Raw genomic sequence first — 18,419 nt, 5'->3', positions numbered from 1 at the left:
GGATGCGCGGGATCGACCGACACCCGAACAGGGGAGGGCACGATGAACAAGCTGCGGCTGGACCTGGAACACCTCGCGGTGGACTCGTTCACGACCGGCGAGGGGATGGACTCGGCGGGGACCGTGCGGGGACATGGCTACGACACCCGCCCCTCGGCGTGCGCCTACCCCACGCCCAGCTGCCAGGCGACGCAGACCTTCGGCGAGGTCACCTGCCAGTGCCTGTACCCTCGCACCGACCCGGTGCGCATCTGCTGCAACACCGACCAGTGGTGCGCGCCGCCGCCGCAGAGCTGCGTGTGCACCTCGCCCGACGCGTGCGGGCCGGGCGGCACCGTCTGACCCGTCGGGCGATGCACGACGAAGGGCCGCGCCCGATGCCGGGCACGGCCCCTTCGCTGGTGCAGGAAGTCACCTCGGAAGATCGCCGGGATCGACGAACTCGCGGGTGAGGCGCCCGGCATCGGCCAGCGCGTCGAAGTGGCGGTCGGCGGTGAGCAGCGTCGCGTGCTTGGCGTGCGCGGTGGATGCGATCCAGAGGTCGTTCTGCGGGATGGGAACGCCGCGGTCGTCCAGGTACGCGCCCAGCTCGCCGTAGCCGCGGACCACCGCCGGCTCCAGATCGATCACCAGCACGGCAGACCCGACGGCCTCCAGCTTCTCGCGTTGCGCGGGGCCCCAGCGGCGGCGCTCGGCCATGCGCCACATCTCGCCCATGCTGACCACGGACACCAGCGGCTTCTCCGGGCGCGCGAGGAGGGCGAACCGCTCCAGCAGCCACGTTCCCGCCGCGCGGCCGCGCAGGATGTGGAGGAGCACGTTCGTGTCCAGCAGGACCAGCCGGTCCCGCGCGATCACGCTCGCTCCTCCAGCATCCGGAAGAACTCCTCGTCGCCCTCGTCGCCGGGCCACGCGCCGACGATCGACGCCAGCCCGTTCCGATGCTGCGGCTGCCAGGAGCGCCGGTTCTCGGGCTGCGGGTCGAGCGGCGCGGGAACGGCGGACCACCGGGCGAGGTCTTTGTCCGTTCCCCGCTCCAGGTGGTCGGCCTCGACCCGCAGCAGCGTGCCGGACGGGCGGAACTGCGCCGTGCCGGAGACGATGGTGGTGCGGCCGAAATGTCCTGCCAGATCTTCCGGCTCGCCCTCGATCAGCACGCCGCGGATCTGCGCGCCGGATTCGATCACCAGCGTGAACGCGCGGTCGCTGTGGCGGATCGCGTCGAGCTTCCCCGCGAGCCGGACCCGGCGCGGCCGGGGCGTGCTGCTCTTCAGCCGGTGCACCGTCTGGATTCCCTGCCGGGTGACGACGAGCGGGGTCGACCCTGGGCGTCCATTGCGGATCTCGAGCGACTGGACACCGTGGCGGAAGACGCGGCGGAACTCCTCGAAGGTGGCCAGGAGCGGCTCGTCGAACGCGTCGCTGTCCGCCTCTCCGCGCACCGCCTCGCCCAGGCTGCAGCCCAGGAGCGTCAGCGCCGTGTCGTCGGGGTTCACGACGCGGAACAGGTCGCCCTGTGCGAAGCGCTCGGGGAGCGTTTCCAGGAAGGTGGGCGCGCTCAGCTCGATCCCCGCGTTTTCGGGGAGGAGGCCGACGACCTGGAAGGTGGCGGCGTCGTTCACCCATCCGGGAGCGAACCCGCCCTTCGCGCGGCTGCGGCCCTCGAAGCGCAGGCGCACGGCCCCCTTCGCGCCGTCGTCGACCGCGTCGAGCAGATCGCGGACGAGGGCGCCGGGGAGACCGCCATCGCGGTTCTCGAAGCCGTGCAGGACGAGCGAGTAGGGCTGCATCGCGAAGCGGACCTCCGGGGGGCGTGGGACTCACATAATGTGGCGGAACTCGAAGAAAGTGACAAGCCTCACGCCGAAGCGGCCACCGGCAGGACAGTCTGTTCCAGACGTGCGCCCAGCGGCTCGGTCGGGAAGACCGATGATCGGCACGCAAAGATGCGGAGCAGCAGAGGCGTTCCCTCTGCTGCTCCGCTTCTCTGGTGTGATGCCCGGTCCGTTCAGCGGCCGGTGACGACGATCACGCCGCGGCCGTTCCCCGGGCCATACATCGTGCGGGCGTTGATGGGATCGAAGTAGCGCAACGTGGCCACCTGGCCGGCCGTGTAGTCTCTCAGCGCCTCGACTCCGCCCATCGGCTGCGAGTTGTAGTAGACCCGCACCTCGACCGAGCCGTCCGGGTCCGGCACCGGGCCGCCGCGGTTGCGCAGCCACTGTGGCCGCAGCCGCTGCACCACGTCGTAAGCCGTGGCCACCTGCGCGGCATCGATCTCCTCCTGCGTGATGAGGTCGCGCTGGATGCGCGCGCGCCTGGCGGCGGCGGGACTCGCGGGTGACGCGGCCGTGGCGGGGGGGACGGTGTCGGGGGGCTGCGTCTGCGCGGCGGCGGCGGTGGCGAACAGCACGAGCGCGACCGAGTTGCAGGCAAGGAAAAGGCTCTTCACGAGCGGGCTCCTGCGAAAGGGGAGGGGAACACACCGGGACGTGCCGCATGAAAGGACGACCGCAAACTGCCTCCCGTAAGTAAATATTGTCGGATAGGTGCCGTCAAGCGCCGAGGATGCCGCTCGACGATCGTCCAAGGCGAAGTTCTCCGGCCCTCTGGCGTATGTGTGATCAATCCCGATCCGGGCGCGGGGTCAGGGAGGTTTGCGGAGTAGTTCTCCGCTGCCTCCTCCCGATCCGGCGACGTTCAGCGGCTGGTGACGGTGATGACGCCGCGGCCGTTGGGGGGGCCGTAGGTGGCGCGGGCGCGGATGGGGTCCACGAAGCGCATGGTGGCCACCGTGTTGGTGGGATACTGCTTCAGCGCCTCGGTGTTGCCCACAGGCTGGCCGTTGAAGAACACCTGCACCTCCACCGAGCCGTCCGGGTCCGGGTACGGCCCGCCGCGGTTGTGCAGCCACTGCGGCCGCAGCCGTGACACGACCTCGAACACGTTGGTCAGGTGCGTGGCCTGGATCTCCTCGAGGGTCAGCACGTCGCGGCGGCCGCGCACGCGGCTGACGGCGGCCACCGGGTCCGCGGGCGACGCGCCGGCGGCGGTCAGGACGGTGTCGGCCTGCGGGGTCTGCGCGGCCGCGCCGGAGGCGGCGAACAGCAGCGCCGCGGCGGCAAGCCCGAGCGGGGCGATGGGCTTCACGGGAGGGCTCCGGTGGGAGAGGGTGGAAGCGGCGGGGCGGCCGGGCTGCGCGCGCGGCGGCTCGCGGTGCGTCTGGAGCGCAGGGGTTCATCGAAATATGTCCATCCGGGCGCGATCCGCAATCCTCCACGCCCGGGCGAGAGTTCGCGAGCCGCAGGGGAGAGACGAGCCGAGCGCGCCCGGCGTCACGGCGTGGCGATCTCCATCTCCCTCTCTCCCAAGTCGAACAGGCGCAGCGACTTGTGTCAGGCGCCGATCGTGCCGCGCTCGACGGCCTGAGCGGCCATGCGGCCGGTGGCGCGGACCAGGTGGATGAGGCCGGCGAAGCGCGGGTCCTGCGTCTTCCCGGCACGGTATCGGGCGTAGATCTGCTGCACGATGACGCCCACCTTGAACAGCCCGTACACGTAGTGGAAGAGGATGCCGGAGGCGTCGCGCCCCGTCCGCTCCTCCCAGCGGCTGGCGACACCTCGGCGGTCCAGGTTGCCGGGGAGGTGGGTGATGCCGAACGACTTCAGCTCGGGCGGGTCGCCCGGCTCGGCCCAGTACGCGAGGGTAGTGCCGAGGTCCATCAGCGGATCGCCGAGCGTCGCCATCTCCCAGTCGAGCACGGCGCGGACGTGGGCCGGGTCCGCGGGGTCGAGGACCAGGTTGTCGTACTTGTAGTCGTTATGGATGACGGATGCCGGGCCCTCGGGCGGGAGATGGGCGGCGAGCCAGGCGGCGGCCTCGTCCATCGCGGCGACGTCGTCGGTCTTCGATTTCTCCCAGCGCGCGGTCCAGCCCTCGACCTGTCGCGCGACGTAGCCTTCGGGGCGGCCGATGCCCTCGAGGCCGGCGGCGCGCCAGTCCACGTTGTGCAGCTCGGCGAGGGTATCGATGGCGGCGAGGCAGACGCGGCGCATGGACTCGGGGCCGAGGTCGAGGCCCGCGGGCGGACGGTCGCGCAGGATGATGCCGGGGACGCGCTCCATCAGGTAGAAGGGCGCGCCGAGCACCGACTCGTCGTCGCAGCAGAGGACGGGGCGCGGCACCTTCGGCCAGACGGGATGCAGCGCCGCGAGGATGCGGTGCTCGCGGACGACGTCGTGCCCGCCGCGCACCGCCGCGCCGAACGGCGGCCGCCGCAGCACCATCTCGCGCCCGCCCGCACGGACAAGGTACGTCAGGTTGGAGAATCCGCGCGGAAACTGCCGCACCTCCACGTCGCCGCCGATGCCGGGGAGGTGGTCGCGGAGATAGGCGGAGAGCGCGGCGGCGTCCAGCTCCTCGCCGGGGCGGACGGGGGCGTCGCGGTCGAGGGGGGTGGAGGTCGGCGCGACGACGGGCGGCGTGGGATCGGTGGACATCGGGATTCCGCGTCGGTGGGCGTCTCGAAGATAGAAGCAGACGTAGGCTCGAACTTCGCCGCGCGCCCGCGGCATCGCGCCCTCTCCGGCCGGCTCAGGCCGTCCACCTCTCCCGTACCGGGAGAGGTAGCCATCCCGCATCACCGCCACTCCGGAACATGGGTGCGGCCAGAGGTTGCAGGCCCCGCGCGTGGCCAGGCTACCCCCCTCGCCGGTACGGGAGAGGACGAGCGCTCTCAGGCGCGGGGAGAGGGCGGCGCGAGGCTGCGGGAACGCGAGGACGCCGGTCAGCATCCCAACGCGCGCGGAACCAACGCACTCACGCACTTCCGCACTCACGCACTCCGGTACTTCTTCAGCACCTCGCGCGCGACGAGCGACTTGTGCACCTCGTCGGGGCCGTCGTAGATGCGGGCGCCGCGCTCGTGGCGATACCACCACGAGAGGAGCAGGTCGTCGGTCATCCCCAGCGCGCCGTGGACCTGGATGGCGCGGTCCAGCACGCGCTGCAGCACGCCGGCCACGTAGAACTTGATGGTGCTGATCTCCACCCGCGCCGCGCGGGCGCCCCTGGCATCGATCACCGCGGCGGCGTTCAGCGTGAGCAGGCGCGCGGCGTCGATCTCGGCGCGGCTCTCGGCGATCCAGTGCTGCACGGCCTGCTGATCGGCAAGCAGTTCCCCGGGCGCCAGCTCCCGCGTCGCGGCGCGGCGGCACATCAGCTCGAAGGCGCGCTCCGACACGCCGATCCACCGCGTGCAGTGGTGGATGCGCCCCGGCCCCAGCCGCTCCTGCGCCAGCAGGAACCCCGCGCCCTCGGCCCCGATGCGGTTCCCGACGGGCACGCGAACGCCGTCGTACGTGACCTCGGCGTGCGAGAACCAGTCCTCGCCCGCCTCGCCCATCACGGGGATGTTGCGGACGATGCGGAAGCCGGGGGTGTCGGCGGGGACGACGATCATGCTGGCGCGCGCGTGCGGCCGCTCGGCGTCGGGGTTGGTGACGGCCATGACGATGGCGAACGCGGCGCCGTCGGCCGACGAGGTGAACCACTTGCGCCCGTCGATGACGTAGTCGCCGCCGTCGCGCCGCGCTGTGGTTTCCAGCCACACGGGGTTGGAGCCGGCGCGGTCGGGCTCGGTCATGGAGAAGCAGCTGCGGAGCGCGCCGGCGGCCAGCGGACGGAGCCAGCGATCCTTCTGCTCTTCGCTGCCGTGGGCGTGCAGCAGCTCCATGTTGCCGACGTCGGGCGCCTGCGCGTTGAACGCCAGGTGGCCGAGCGGCGAGCGGCCCAGCGCCTCGCTGACGTGCGCGAAGTCGGCCAGCGGCAGCCCCAGGCCGCCCAGGTCGCGCGGGAGATGCGGCGCCCAGATCCCGGCCGCCTTCACCCGCTCGCGCGCCTCGCGGATCGCGGGGAGGATGGCGCGCACGGGCTCGCGCAGGAAGCGCTCCTCCAGCGGCGCCAGCTCGCCCTGCACGAAGGCGGAGATGCGGCCCAGCAGCGGGCGAAGCTCGGGGCGCGGGTCGGCTAGCATCGATGCGGCGGCAGGCCGGAGAAAGGATCAGCGGCAGGGATGATGCGGGCGCGTGCAGCAACCCTCCGCACCCTGCGAATGGAATTCGCGGGCAACAAGAGCACAAAGTCCCTGCGGGACTGCGACCGAAGCCCTGCGCGCGGGGCAACGCCCTTCGTGACCGCATCGCCTCCCATCCATCGCTCGCGCCGATGAAGTCCGCGAAGGCGGACTGCGTGCCGTTGTAGCCGCGACGTGAGTCGCAGTTTTCGCCCACCTCGGCGGCCCGACATCCTCTCGCCTCACGCGATTCAAGCACGGCTCCGGGTCACGTGCTGGACGGGCGACAGATCCTTCGGCCTGCAAATACTTGCGCGGACTCGGCTTGCGGAGTGGCCGGCCTCAGGATGACGTCATCGTGGTGGCTACCGTCCGCGGAAGAATCGTTCACGCCGAGGCGGAGGCGGCCATGCGCGCCAGGAACTCCGTCAGCACGCGGTTGACGAAGAGCGGCTCCTCGACGGAGGAGGTGTGGCCGGCGCCGGGGATGATCACCAGGCGCGCGCCGCGGATGGCGCCGCGGATGCGCTCGGCCTTCTCGGGGACCGTGGCCACGTCCTCGTCTCCCACCATCACCAGCGTGGGACAGGCGATGCGGTCCAGTTCGGCCAGCACCGGCTTGCGGTCGATGACGCCGCGGAGCGCGCGGGTGATGCCCACGCGGTGGTTCGCCATCCCCCGCTCGCGCCAGAGCTGGCGCTCCGCCTCGCGCGTGGGGTCGTCCAGGAACCTGCCGCCGAACATGATGCGCATCACGCGCGGCATCACCATCCGCATCCCCATCTTCCCCAGCACGCGGACGATGGCGCCCAGCATGCGGTAGCGCGACGCGCTCTCCGGCGGCTCGGGCTCGGCCGAGGTCTCCATCAGCACCAGCGAGCGGATCAGCTCGGGACGCCGCGCCGCCAGCCGCATCCCCACGAAGCCGCCCATCGACAGGCCCACGAAGTGGCAGGGCTTCGCGCCGAGCTTCTCGATGAGCTCCGCCGCGTCGTCCGCCAGGGTGTCCATGTCGTAGCCGCCGGCCGCCACCGCGCTCCGCCCCTGGCCGCGGAAGTCGAAGGTGATGCAGCGGTAGCGATGCTTCAGCGCGGCCACCTGCGCGTCGAACATCCGCCCGTCCCACAGCAGTCCGTGCGCGAAGACGATCGTCTCCGCGCCGCTGCCGTGCTCGTCGTACCACAGGCTCGCGCCGTTGACCGTGATGTTCGGCATCGGGAGGATGTCGGGGCGGGGATGGAGATGTCGGGTGTGGGATGAAGATGGGGCGGCGGGGCGGCGGGGGAAAGGCGCGGGAGTGCGGAACAGAAGTGCGAAAGTGCGAAGTGCGAAAGTGCGGGAGTGGGGAGGGTGATTTCGGTGGGGTCGGCCAGCTTCCGCGCCCGCGGGTTCAAACCATTCGGGAGATGGCGGCGTCGAAAGATGCGACGACTGCGATGGACATCGACCCCCCAGAACGAGATTGCCTACCGATGCGCACCCTCCGCCTTCCGCTCGCCACCCTGGCGCTGGCCGCCCTGGCGCTCCTCCCCCGCCCCGCCGCCGCGCAGGACGGCGACGACGCGCGCGAGTGGGCCGCCAACTGCGAGCGCTGGAACCGCGACAACGACCGCGCCACCGTCTGCGAGCAGCGCGAGACGCGCATCGCCGCGCCGCGGGTGCTGGTGGTGGACGGGCGCGAGAACGGCGGCGTGAGCGTGCGCGCCTGGGACGGCGCGGACGTGCTGGTGCAGCAGCGCATCCAGGCGTGGGCGCCGTCGCGCGACGACGCGCGGGCCATCGCCGGGCGCGTGCGCGTGCACACCGCCGGCGGCGAGATCTACGCGGAGGGGCCGGAGAGCGCGCGGCGCACCGGGTACTCGGTGACCTACGTCGTGTTCGTCCCCCGCCGGATGGACCTGCGGCTGACGGCCAACAACGGGCCGCTGGGGGTGACGGGCGTGACCGGGCGGATGGAGCTGAGCGTGCGCAACGGCCCGCTGGCGCTGAACGACCTGGGCGGCAACGTGCACGCCCGCGCCACCAACGGGCCGCTCGCGGTGCGCCTCTCCGGCTCGCGCTGGAACGGCGAGGGGCTGGACGCCGAAACCACCAACGGCCCGGTCGCGCTGACGGTGCCGCAGGGCTACAGCGCCACGCTCACCACCGGCACCGTGAACGGCCCGATGAACGTCGACATCCCCGTGACCGTGCAGGGCCGCTTCCCGCGCCAGTTCACCACGCAGCTGGGCGGCGGCGGCGCCCCCGTCCGCGCCGTGACCACCAACGGCCCGGTAACCGTGCGCCGCGGGCGGTAGACCGGGATCGATCCAGATCGACGAAGCACCCCCGCGGCCGGGCCGCGGGGGTGCTTCGTTTTTCGCACGGAGATTTGTACCATCTGGAGGAACAATCATACCGGATCTGGCAATCACCTGTGCATTCCAATTGCGCAGAGAGACGTCATCCTGAGGCCGGCCACACCGTCGTTGCCCCCGGACGAACGTTTGCAGGCCGAAGGATCCATAAGCGAGGCCGCACGTGCGCTGCCGGATTGCACGATCGGCCCGATTTCGGTCTCAGTGCATCCCACCGACTCACGTGCTGCCGCGGCTATGGATCCTTCGGCCTGCAACCTTTCGTGCAGACAATAGTTACAGTGTGGTCGGCCTCAGGATGACGTCGGACGGGTGCGGCGCGAAAGCACAGGCTCATCTCCGGACCTATCAGAACACGCCGTTGACGCCCAGGCGGAGGCCTTCGAGGCGGATCATCCGGTCGTCGAAGCCGCCGCCGCGGAACCACTCGGCGAACACGGCGGCGCGCGGCACGATGCGCCACTGCACCCCCGCGCCGTACGACGGGCCCAGGTCCGCGCGGTTGCGCACGTCCGACTGGAAGGTGCCGCCGGGCGTGGTGATCACCGCGTCGCTGCGCGATTCGTTGTAGTAGTGGATGCCGTACCAGCCGTAGCCGCCCAGCGCGCCGGTGTCGTACCCCGCCATCAGGTCCAGCCCCACCTCGCTCACCGTGGCCGAGCCGCCCTCCACCTCGCCGGACGCGGCGCCGAGCGAATCCAGGAGCGCGCTCTCATCCGGCCTCAGCCGCGAGTAGGCGGTGATGCTGCGAACCCCCACGCTCACGCCCACCGGCGGCCCGAAGCGGGCGATGAACCCGGCCGCGATGGTGAATTGCGCATCGAGATACGCCTCCTGCGGCGCGCCGCCGACGCCCGCGGAGACGAAGCCCAGCCGCTGGTACTGCGCGCGGGCAGGCGCGGCCACGAGAAGAGCGAGGCTCAGGAAGAGCAGGACGGCGGGTAGATGGCGAGAACTCGCGCGCATGACAACTCGTCGCTCGGGGAGACGATCGGACTCGCGTCCGCCGATCCACGACGGGCGCAGCATCGTAACCAGCCAGACCGATGCCAGCGCGCTACGGCGACGGTGATGCCACGGCCTCCGCGGGAGCGCCGGTCGATGCCTCCGCCGCGTCGATGTCGGCGAGGAGGAGGTCCTCGATGGCGGCGGCGAGGGCGGAGAAGGTGGGGTGCTCGAAGAGGGTGCGGAGCGGGAGCTCGACCTGGAAGGCGGCGCGGACGCGGGACACGACCTGCGTGGCCATCAGCGAGTGCCCGCCCAGCTCGAAGAAGTTGTCGCGCGCGCCGATGCGGTCGCGGCGCAGCACGTCCTTCCAGATCTCCGCCAGCGCCTCCTCGGCCAGCCCGCTCGGCTCCACGAACTGCTCCGCCCCGGCGGGGAGATCGGGATCGGGAAGGGCGGCGCGGTCCACCTTGCCGTTGGGCGTGCGCGGCAGCGCGGAAAGCGCGGCGAAGGCGGCCGGCACCATCGTCTCGGGCAGCGACGCGCGGAGGTGCGCCTTCATCTCCGCCGCGGCCGGAGGATTCGATCCGGCGACGTAGGCGATGAGCCGAGCGTCTCCCGATTCCGACGGGCGGGCGATGACGACAGCCTCGTCCACGTCCGGATGCGCGAGCAGCACGGCCTCGATCTCCCCCGGCTCGATGCGGACGCCGCGTACCTTCACCTGGAAGTCGGCTCGGCCCAGGTACTCCAGTGCGAAAGTGCGAGAGTGCGAAGGTGCGAGAGTGGGTTCGTCACTCGACGAACTGCTGTGTGCTTCGGACGCTTCGTGGGCCCTCTCCCTGGCTCGTTCCTCGCCTGTCCCTCCCCCAAAACCGACTGGGGGAGGGACGGGGTCGGCGCGGCCTGCATCCGCTGGCGTGAGCGTCGAGCCACCGCGTGTCGGAAAGGCGAAAGCCTCATCTCGCGGTGAGTTACTTTCGCACTCTCGCACTTTCGCACTTTCGCCCCTCCATCGCGCCAGGTCGCCGGTGCGGTACATCCGCGTTCCGGCGGTCCCGAAAGGATCGGGAAGGAAGCGCTCCGCCGTCATTCCCGGGCGAGCGCGGTAGCCGCGCGCGAGGCCGTCTCCGGCCAGGTACAGCTCGCCGCGCGCGCCGATGGGGACGGGGCGCAGCAGGTCGTCCAGCACGTACGCGCGCGACCCGGCGATCGGCCGCCCGATCCGCATCTCCCCCGCCCCGCGCGGGACGAGCCACGCGCACGAGTACGTCGTATCCTCCGTCGGACCGTACAGGTTCTCCACGCGGTGGACGTGCGGGAGCGCGTACAGCGCCTCGGCGACGGCAGGCGGCAGCGGCTCGCCGGCGAGCGCGAAGGTGCGGACGGTCGGGGGGATGCGGCCCGTTTGTGCCAGCTCCGCGGCTGCGGCGGGAACCATGCTCGCGCGGCGGACGCCCGCGCCGGCGCCCGGCTCCGCGAGCGAGAGCGCGTTCTCGACCATCACCGCCCTGCCGCCCCACGCCAGCGCGAAAAAGATCTCCGCGACGGAGACGTCGAAGGAGATGGAGGTGGAGAAGAGGATTCCGCCCATCTCCTCCTCCGGCACCCACTTGCGCATCCAGTGCAGGAAGGCGGCGGCGCTGCGGTGCTCGATCTGCACCCCCTTCGGCCGCCCCGTCGAGCCCGACGTGTAGAGGATCCACGCCAGGTTCCCGGCCGTCGTGACGGGCTCCGGATCGTCTTCCGATTCGCGGCCGATCGCCTCCCGCTCGTCATCCAGCAACAGCACGCGCGCGGCCGTCCCGGCGATGGCGGCGGCGGTGCCGCGCTGGGCGATGACGAGCGGGGCGCCCGCATCCCCCAGCATCCACCCCAGCCGGTCGGAGGGATAGGCGGGGTCGAGGGGGATGTAGGCGCCGCCCGCCTTCAGCACCGCGAGCAGGGCGGCGACGAGGTCCGGCGTGCGCGCCAGGCACACGCCGACGGGCGTCTCAGCGGTGACGCCAAGGGCGCGGAGGCGGCGGGCCAGGCGGTTGGCGCGCGCGTTCAGCTCCGCGTACGCGATGCGCTCGCCGCCGTGCGCGAGGGCGACGGCGTCCGGCGTGCGCGCCGCGGCCGCCTCGAACAGCGCGTGCACCGTGTCGCCGCGCGGATTCTCGGGCACGTCGCCGTCGAGATCGCGGGTGATGCGGCGCGCCTCCGCGGCATCCAGCGGCGTGAGGTCCGCGATGGGGCGCGACGCATCTTCCGCGATCCGCTCCAGCACGTTGCGCAGGCCGCCGAGGACAGCGCGCACGGACTCGGCGTCCAGCCGCCCGGGATCGTACGTAGCGGTGACGCGAAACGACTCGGGCGAGGGCGCGGCGACGAGCGAGAGCGGGTAGTTGGTCCGCTCCGGCGAGTGCCCCTCTACGATCTCGAAAGCCCCGTCGTCCGCCCCTTCCGCGCCGCCGCCGAGCGCGTCGAGCGGATAGTTCTCGTAGACCAGCAGCGTCTCGAAAAGCCCGCTCTCGGCGGGAACCGGGCTCCAGGTGCGGACCTCGGCCAGCGGCGCGTGCTCGTACAGCCGCGCCTCGGCCTGCTCGCGGTGCGCCGCCTGGATCCAGTCGCCCACGCTGCCGGCGCGGGGGAGGCGGATGCGGACGGGGACGGTGTTGATGAACATCCCCACCATCTCCTCCACCCCCGGCAGCTCCGCCGGGCGGCCGGAGACGGTGGCGCCGAAGACCACGTCGCGCTCGCCCGCGTACGCGGCCAGGACGGCGGCCCATGCGCACTGCATCACCCCGCTGGCCGTGACGCGCAGGTGGCGCGCGACGGAATCCAGCGCGGACGCCAGCTCCGGCGGGAGGTGCGCCTGCTCCTGCGCGTGCGCCTCGGCGGGAGCGCCGGCGCGGTGCGGGGCACGGTCCAGCGGCAGCGGCGTGGGCGACGCGAACCCAGCCAGCCGCGCGCGCCAGAACGCCTCGGCGGCGCCCGCATCCTGCCCGCGCAGCCAGGCGATGTAGTCGCGGAACGGCCGGCGCGCGGGGAGCGCCACCTTTGCGCCACGCACGAACCCGTGGTAGAGCGCGCCGAACTCGCCCAGCACCAGGGGGAGCGACCACCCGTCCAGCAGCATGTGGTGCGACGCCAGCACGAAGCGGTGCTCGTCGTCGGCCGTGCGGTAGAGGCGCACGCGGACGAGCGGCGCGCGCGCCAGGTCGAAGCCGCGCGCGCGCTCCATCTCCATCTCCGCCGCGAAGCGCCGCTCCTGCCCGGCCGGCGGAAGCGCGCGCCAGTCCTGGTGCGTGAAGGGGAGCTCGGCCTGGCGGAAGACCACCTGCAGCGGCTGCGGGACGCCCTCCCACACGAAGCCGGTGCGGAGCACGGGGTGGCGGTCCACCACGGCCTGCCACGCGCGGCGGAACGCGTCCGTGTCGACCGCGCCGCGCAGGCGCATGCTGATCTGCTCCAGGTACGCGCCCGACCCCGGCGAGTAGAGCGTGTGGAACAGCATTCCCTGCTGCAGCGGGGAGAGCGGGTAGAGGTCCTCGACGTTCTTGCGGTTCATCTCAGGCTCAGGCTCTCGTTACCGCGGATGGGTGGCGCTGCCGGGCTTCATTGCGGCCGCGCCCCCGTGGGCCCTCCCCGCGGCTGGGGCCGCGTACCCCCTCCCGATAACGGGCCCCGATAACGGGAGGGGGTAACTTCGATTGGGCGCTCGGGCGGTGATGCAGTCGTCGGGCGGTGGTGTGCCGCGAGGCGAAACCCAGCCATCGTGGCGCGCTCCGAGGCTCCTCGCGGTTAGTTCTCCCCTCCCCCGCGGAGCGGGCGGTGGGGCCGGGGGCGTGGGCCAGCCAAGCGGGCGGAGCATCTCCGCTCGGTGCCGAAGCCCCTCCTAACGGTCAGTCCAGATCTCCTTCACCCATCCCCGCTCGCCGTCCCGATCAACTCCCGGAGCGCCGTGATGCACCCGTTCGCCAGGCGCTCGATGGTGGCGCGGCGGTAGATGGCGGGGCCGTGGAAGAACATCAGGCGGAGGCGGCCGTCCGCGGTCATCGACTCCAGGGCGATGCGGTAGCGGCGCGGGGCGCGGGGGGAGCGGAGCGCGCCCAGCGGCTCGGCGGCGGGGACGAAGAGCGACGCGGCGTCGGGCGCGCGGTTGTCCATCTGCCCCAGGTAGTTGACGCTGATCTCGGGGCGGGCGCGGGCGGCCAGCAGCGCGCGATCGGCCGGATCTCCACCCCAGCGCAGCAGCCCGTAGCCGAGGCCGCGGCGGGGGACGGCGCTCCGCATCTCCTTCGTCGCGCGCAGCGTTTCGCCGATGGCGGCTTCGGCGCGGAGGAGGAGCGGATGCATGGTCGTGAACCAGCCGGTGGTGCGCGCCGGATGCATGTCGTCGAACAGGTCCTCGCGGCCGTGCGACTCCACCTCCACCAGCACCTCCGCGCGGCCGGTCCACTCCGCGACGGCGTGCGCGACCGCGGCGAGGAGCGCGTCGTTGATCTGCGTGCCGTGTGCGCGCGGCACGTCTTCCAGCAGCGCGCGCGTCTCCGCCTCGTCCAGCTCCACGACCACGGCGTGCGCGGCGCCCTCCACGTCCGCGCCGTCGCCGTCCGCGGGGAGCGGGGGGTGGGCGAGGGGGATGGCATCGCACCAGTAGCCGAGTTCCGCGCGCAGCTCGGGGGTGCGCGCGAACTCCGCCAGCCGCCGCGCCCACTGCGCGTACGACGTGGTCCTGGGCGGGAGATGGGGATCGGCGCCGGCGGCGAGCGCGCGGTACGCCGTCTCCAGGTCCTCCAGCAGCGGCGGCCACGAGACCACGTCCACCACGAGATGGTGGCTGGTGACGACGAGCCGCTGCGGGCGCGCCGGGCCGCAGTCGAAGAGCACCGCGCGCATCACCGGCCCGCGCTCCAGGTCCAGCGACGCGTGCGCCTCCTCCGCCCGCGCGGCGATGGCGGCGGCGAGCCCGTCGTCCGGCACGCCGGCGAGGTCGGCGAAATCGACGGGGGATGGGGCGCCGGGCGCGGGGAAGTGCTGCGTCCACCCCTCGTCGCCGCGGCGGAAGACGGCGCGGAGGGCGTCGTGGTGCGCCATCACCGCATCCACCGCGCGGAGGAGGACGGCGGGGTCGATGCGCTCGGCGGCGCGGACCATCACCGCGTGGTTCCAGTGGTGCGCGTCGGGGAGGTCCTGCTCGAAGAACCATCCCTGCACGGGCACCAGCGGCGCGTCGCCGGTGACGGGGCCCTGCTCGGCGTGGATCACCGGCGCCGATCCCGCCACCGCGGCGAGGCCGGCGATGGTGGGGTGCGCGAAGATCTGGCGCGGGACGATGCGGATCCCCTCCTGCGCCGCGCGGAGGATCACGTGGATGGAGAGGATGGAATCTCCCCCCATCGCGAAGAAATCGTCGTGGATGCCGATGCGGTCGCGCCCGAGCACGTCGGCCCAGACGCGCGCCAGCGCCGCCTCGACCGCGTTCGACGGCTCGCCGCCGGCGGACGCGGGCGCGGGCGATTCGTCCTCGCCGCGCGGGGCGGGGAGCGCGTCGCGGTCGATCTTCCCGCTCGTGGTGGTCGGGAACGCGTCCATCGCCACGATGGCGGCGGGGACCATGATCTCCGGCAGCCGCTCGCGGAGGAAGGCGCGCAGCCCGGCCGGCGCCACCATCTCCACCCCCGGCGCGGCGACGGTGTACGCGACGAGCCGCCCGTCGCGCACGACCGCGACGGCCTCGTGCACGGCGGGGTGATGGAGGAGCGCGTGCTCGACCTCGCCCAGTTCGACGCGGTGGCCGCGGACTTTTACCTGGCTGTCCAGGCGCCCGAGGTATTCGAGTGCGAGAGAAGGTGCGAAAGTGCGAGAGTGCGAGAGTGCGAAAGTGGGGTCTTCGCGCGGACTGGCAGAGTGCGTTTCCTCGCCTCCGTGGGCCCTCTCCCTGGCTCGTGCCTCGCCTGTCCCTCCCCCAGAACTGCCTGCGGGAGGGACGGGGTCGGCGCGGCCTGCATCCGCCGGCGCGAGCGTCGGGCGATTGGGTGTCGGGGGAGAGAAAGTCTCACCTCGCGATGAGTTACTTTCGCACTCTCGCACTCTCGCACTTTCGCACCATCTCACGCGGTCGCCCGTCCGATACATCCGCGCCCCGCCCTCGCGAGAGAACGGGTCGGGGAGGAATCGCTCCGCCGTGAGCGCGGGGCGATGCAGGTAGCCGCGCGCCACCTGCGCCCCCGCCACGTACAGCTCGCCGGGGATGCCGGGCGGCACGGGCTCCATCGCCGCGTCCAGCACCCAGGCGCGCGTGTTGGCGGCGGGGCGGCCGATGCTCACGCGCTCCGCGCCGGGCTCGGCGACGGCGACGGTGGAGTAGACCGTCGCCTCGGTGGGGCCGTAGAGGTTGCGGACGGTGCGCACCGAACCGGCCGCGTGCAGCGCATCCACCAGCGTGGCCGGGAGCGCCTCACCGCCCAGGTTCAGCGTCGCCATCCGCGGCGGGAGGGCGCCGGCGCGGAGAAGCTCGGCGGCGGCGGTGGGGACCATCACCCCCATCGTCACCGCGTCCGCGCCGGGGAGGCCCACGAGGTCGAGCGCGTTGGCGACGAGAACGAGGCGGCCACCGTTGCAGAGGGTGTCGAAGATCTCCGCGACGGAGACGTCGAAGGAGGCGGAGGTCGAGGCGAGAACGGCGGCGCGCTCGTCGTCCGTCACCATCTCCCGCATCCAGCCGAGGAGGTTGGAGACGCCGCCGTGCTGGACCTCCACCCCCTTCGGCGTTCCCGTGGAGCCGGAGGTGAAGAGGACGTAGGCGAGCGTGCGCGGATCGATCTCCATCTCCAGATCGCCATCTTCCTCCCGCCCGATCTCCTCCGCGTGCGCGTCGATGAGGACAGGCGAGACACGGTCGCCGCCGATCGCCTCCCATCTCCCCCACGTGGTGATGAGGAGCGGGGCGCGCGCGTCGGCCAGCAGCGCGCGCAGGCGGGCGGAGGGATGCGCCGGGTCGAGCGGGACGTACGCCGCGCCCGACTTCAGGACGGCGAGGAGGGAGACGACGAGCTCCGGCGTGCGCTCCAGGCAGACACCCACACGCACCTCCGGCCCGGCGCCGAGCGCGCGGAGGCGGCGCGCCAGGCGGTTGGCGCGCGCGTTCAGCTCGGCGTAGGTGAGCGTCGCGCCGTCGTACGTTAGCGCGGGCGCGCCCGGCGTCGCCGCCGCCTGTGTCTCGAAGCGGCGGGGGAGGGGGATGAACGGGATCTCCCGCTCGATGCCGCGGGAGGCGCGGAGGATGGACTCGCGCTCGGCGTCGTCCAGCATCGACAGGCGCGAGAGGCGGGCGTGCGGGCGGGCGGCGGCGTCGCCGAGCAGCGCCAGCAGCCGCGCGGAGAACGCCTGCATCGACGCCACGTCCCACAGGTCGGTGGCGAACTCCAGCGTGGCCATCAGCCCGTCGCCGGACTCGATGGTGCTCAGCAGCAGGTCGAACTTGGAGACGCCGGTGTCGACCAGCGCCACGCTGTGCTCCACGTGCACCGGCCGCGGGTCCAGCGCGCTCAGCATCCCGTCGTCCGAGGCGCGGTGCATCTCCACGTACACGTGGTGGAAGTACATCACCTGGAACAGCGGGTGGCGGCTGAGGTCGCGCGGCAGGTCCAGCTCGTCGACCAGCTTCTCGAACGGGAGGTCCTGGTGCGCGTCGGCGTCCAGCACCGCGGTCCGCGCGCGGGCCACCATCTCCACGAAGGTGGGGTCGTCCGACACGTCCATCCGCAGCGCGGCGGTGTTCACGAAGTAGCCCACGATGCGCTCCAGCTCCGCGCGGCTGCGGTTGCCGAAGAGCGCGCCGAGCACGATGTCGCTCTGCCCCGAATACTTGTGCAGCAGCGCGAAGAAGCCCGCGGTGAGCACCATGTTCAGCGTCACCCGCTCGCGCGCGCACAGCTCGCGCAGCGCCAGCGTCAGCCCGGGCGGCACGGTGAAGCGGAGGATGGCGCCGCGGTGGCTTTCGGCGGGCGGGCGGGGACGGTCGGTGGGGAGGTCGAGCGCGGGGGCGCCGGCCAGGAGCTTCCGCCAGTAGTCCACCTGCTCGCGCAGCGTGTCGCCGGAAAGCCAGCGCCGCTGCCAGACGGCGTAGTCGGCGTAGCGGAGAGGGGGCTCGGGCAGATCGCTGGGCAGCCCGCGCGCGAAGCGGCCGTACAGGTGGTCGATCTCGGAGAAGATGACGGGCTCGGACCAGCCGTCGGTGGTGATGTGGTGCGTGGTCTTCACCAGCACGCAGCGCTCGTCGCTCACGCGCAGCAGGGTGACGCGCACCAGCGGGCCGGTGGAGATGTCGATCGGCCGCGCGCCCTCTTCCGCGATGAGCGCCCGCACGCTCTCGCCCGCGGCGATGCGGCCGCGATGGTCGAAGACGTCCACGCGCGCCGGGTACGGCGGAAGGACGACGGACTTCAGCTCGCCACCCACCATGCGGTAGACGGTGCGCAGCGCCTCGTGTCGGCGCACCACCTCGGCCACGGCGCGCTCCAGGACGTCCACGTCCACGTCGGCGCGGATGGAGATGGCGACGGGGACCTGGTACATGGGGCTGCCCGGGTCCATCTGCGCCAGGAACCACATCCGCTCCTGCGCGAACGAGAGCGGGAAGACGGGCCCGTCGCCGGCGCAGCGGGTGATCGCCTCGCGCGGACGGGCGCCGCGGGACTCGCCGCGCAGCCGCTTCTCCAGCAGCGCGCGCCGGGCGTCGGTGAGGCCCGCCTTGCGGTCGAGCAGGTCCTGCATGGGGTGCTCGCTGGGATGGTGGTGACTGGATCCCCTCGCACTTGCCAGCACGGCTGAAATCACCGATTAGCCGATCGAACTCACCGCATACCAGGCATCAGCTCCCTTCCGCGGCGCCCGTGGGGCCCTCCACCCGCGGCTGGGGCCGCGTACCCCCCTCCCGATAACGGGGGGGGTACCTTCGATTGCGGCGCGCAAGTGGTGGCGTACGCTTCAGCTGTGGTGTGATGCGTTGCCCGCTCCAGCATCCCCGCGCGGCGCCGAAGCCTTCCCCGCGT

The 18,419-nt window shown here is 72.4% G+C and carries 12 protein-coding genes; 2 read left to right on the top strand and 10 right to left on the bottom strand.

Annotated elements, in window-relative coordinates; all coding sequences use genetic code 11:
- The first annotated feature begins 42 nt into the window (after nt 1-42).
- Entirely contained in the window at nt 43-342 is a 300-nt protein-coding gene (locus tag VLK66_RS26125; RefSeq protein WP_325312451.1) for a hypothetical protein, read from the top strand.
- Nucleotides 343-411: 69 nt separating this feature from the next.
- On the opposite strand, the gene VLK66_RS26120 is transcribed toward VLK66_RS26125, so the two are convergent.
- The 7 genes from VLK66_RS26120 to VLK66_RS26090 all read right to left on the bottom strand — a co-directional run bounded on the left by VLK66_RS26120 (nt 412) and on the right by VLK66_RS26090 (nt 7,288).
- On the bottom strand, nt 412-858 hold the full coding sequence (locus VLK66_RS26120) for a type II toxin-antitoxin system VapC family toxin (RefSeq protein ID WP_325312450.1): 447 nt from the start codon (nt 856-858) through the stop codon (nt 412-414).
- Nucleotides 855-1,790: a hypothetical protein gene (locus VLK66_RS26115; RefSeq protein WP_325312449.1), complete on the bottom strand. Its 936-nt coding sequence runs from the start codon at nt 1,788-1,790 to the stop codon at nt 855-857. The genes VLK66_RS26120 and VLK66_RS26115 overlap by 4 nt, the downstream gene beginning before the upstream one ends.
- Nucleotides 1,791-2,008: 218 nt before the next feature.
- Nucleotides 2,009-2,452 carry a hypothetical protein gene (locus VLK66_RS26110; RefSeq protein WP_325312448.1) on the bottom strand — a complete coding sequence of 148 codons (444 nt, stop codon included), beginning with the start codon at nt 2,450-2,452 and terminating at the stop codon, nt 2,009-2,011.
- Between the two features lie 248 nt (nt 2,453-2,700).
- Complete coding sequence (locus VLK66_RS26105; protein WP_325312447.1) at nt 2,701-3,150, bottom strand: hypothetical protein; 450 nt, start codon at nt 3,148-3,150, stop codon at nt 2,701-2,703.
- Between the two features lie 245 nt (nt 3,151-3,395).
- Complete coding sequence (locus tag VLK66_RS26100; protein ID WP_325312446.1) at nt 3,396-4,499, bottom strand: phosphotransferase family protein; 1,104 nt, start codon at nt 4,497-4,499, stop codon at nt 3,396-3,398.
- Nucleotides 4,500-4,834: 335 nt separating this feature from the next.
- Nucleotides 4,835-6,034 (bottom strand): acyl-CoA dehydrogenase family protein, encoded by a 1,200-nt coding sequence (locus VLK66_RS26095; protein WP_325312445.1) that lies wholly within the window; start codon nt 6,032-6,034, stop codon nt 4,835-4,837.
- A gap of 426 nt (nt 6,035-6,460) precedes the next feature.
- Entirely contained in the window at nt 6,461-7,288 is an 828-nt protein-coding gene (locus VLK66_RS26090; protein WP_325312444.1) for an alpha/beta fold hydrolase, read from the bottom strand.
- A gap of 257 nt (nt 7,289-7,545) precedes the next feature.
- On the opposite strand from VLK66_RS26090, the gene VLK66_RS26085 reads away from it, so the two are divergent.
- The gene (locus VLK66_RS26085) at nt 7,546-8,370 is read left to right on the top strand and encodes a hypothetical protein (RefSeq protein WP_325312443.1); all 825 of its coding nucleotides are present in this window, start codon (nt 7,546-7,548) and stop codon (nt 8,368-8,370) included.
- Nucleotides 8,371-8,778: 408 nt separating this feature from the next.
- On the opposite strand, the gene VLK66_RS26080 is transcribed toward VLK66_RS26085, so the two are convergent.
- The 3 genes from VLK66_RS26080 to VLK66_RS26070 all read right to left on the bottom strand — a co-directional run bounded on the left by VLK66_RS26080 (nt 8,779) and on the right by VLK66_RS26070 (nt 18,141).
- Entirely contained in the window at nt 8,779-9,396 is a 618-nt protein-coding gene (locus VLK66_RS26080) for a hypothetical protein (RefSeq protein WP_325312442.1), read from the bottom strand.
- A 91-nt stretch (nt 9,397-9,487) separates the two neighbouring features.
- Nucleotides 9,488-12,931: an amino acid adenylation domain-containing protein gene (locus tag VLK66_RS26075; RefSeq protein WP_325312441.1), complete on the bottom strand. Its 3,444-nt coding sequence runs from the start codon at nt 12,929-12,931 to the stop codon at nt 9,488-9,490.
- 350 nt (nt 12,932-13,281) lie between these two features.
- A complete protein-coding gene (locus VLK66_RS26070) occupies nt 13,282-18,141 on the bottom strand; it encodes a non-ribosomal peptide synthetase (RefSeq protein ID WP_325312440.1) in 4,860 nt (1,619 codons plus the stop codon).
- Nucleotides 18,142-18,419 lie beyond the last annotated feature (278 nt).

Origin of the sequence: Longimicrobium sp., from assembly GCF_035474595.1 — a bacterium.
In the GTDB taxonomy this organism is placed as follows: Bacteria; Gemmatimonadota; Gemmatimonadetes; order Longimicrobiales; family Longimicrobiaceae; genus Longimicrobium.
This window is presented reverse-complemented; position numbering and strand designations above follow the sequence as displayed.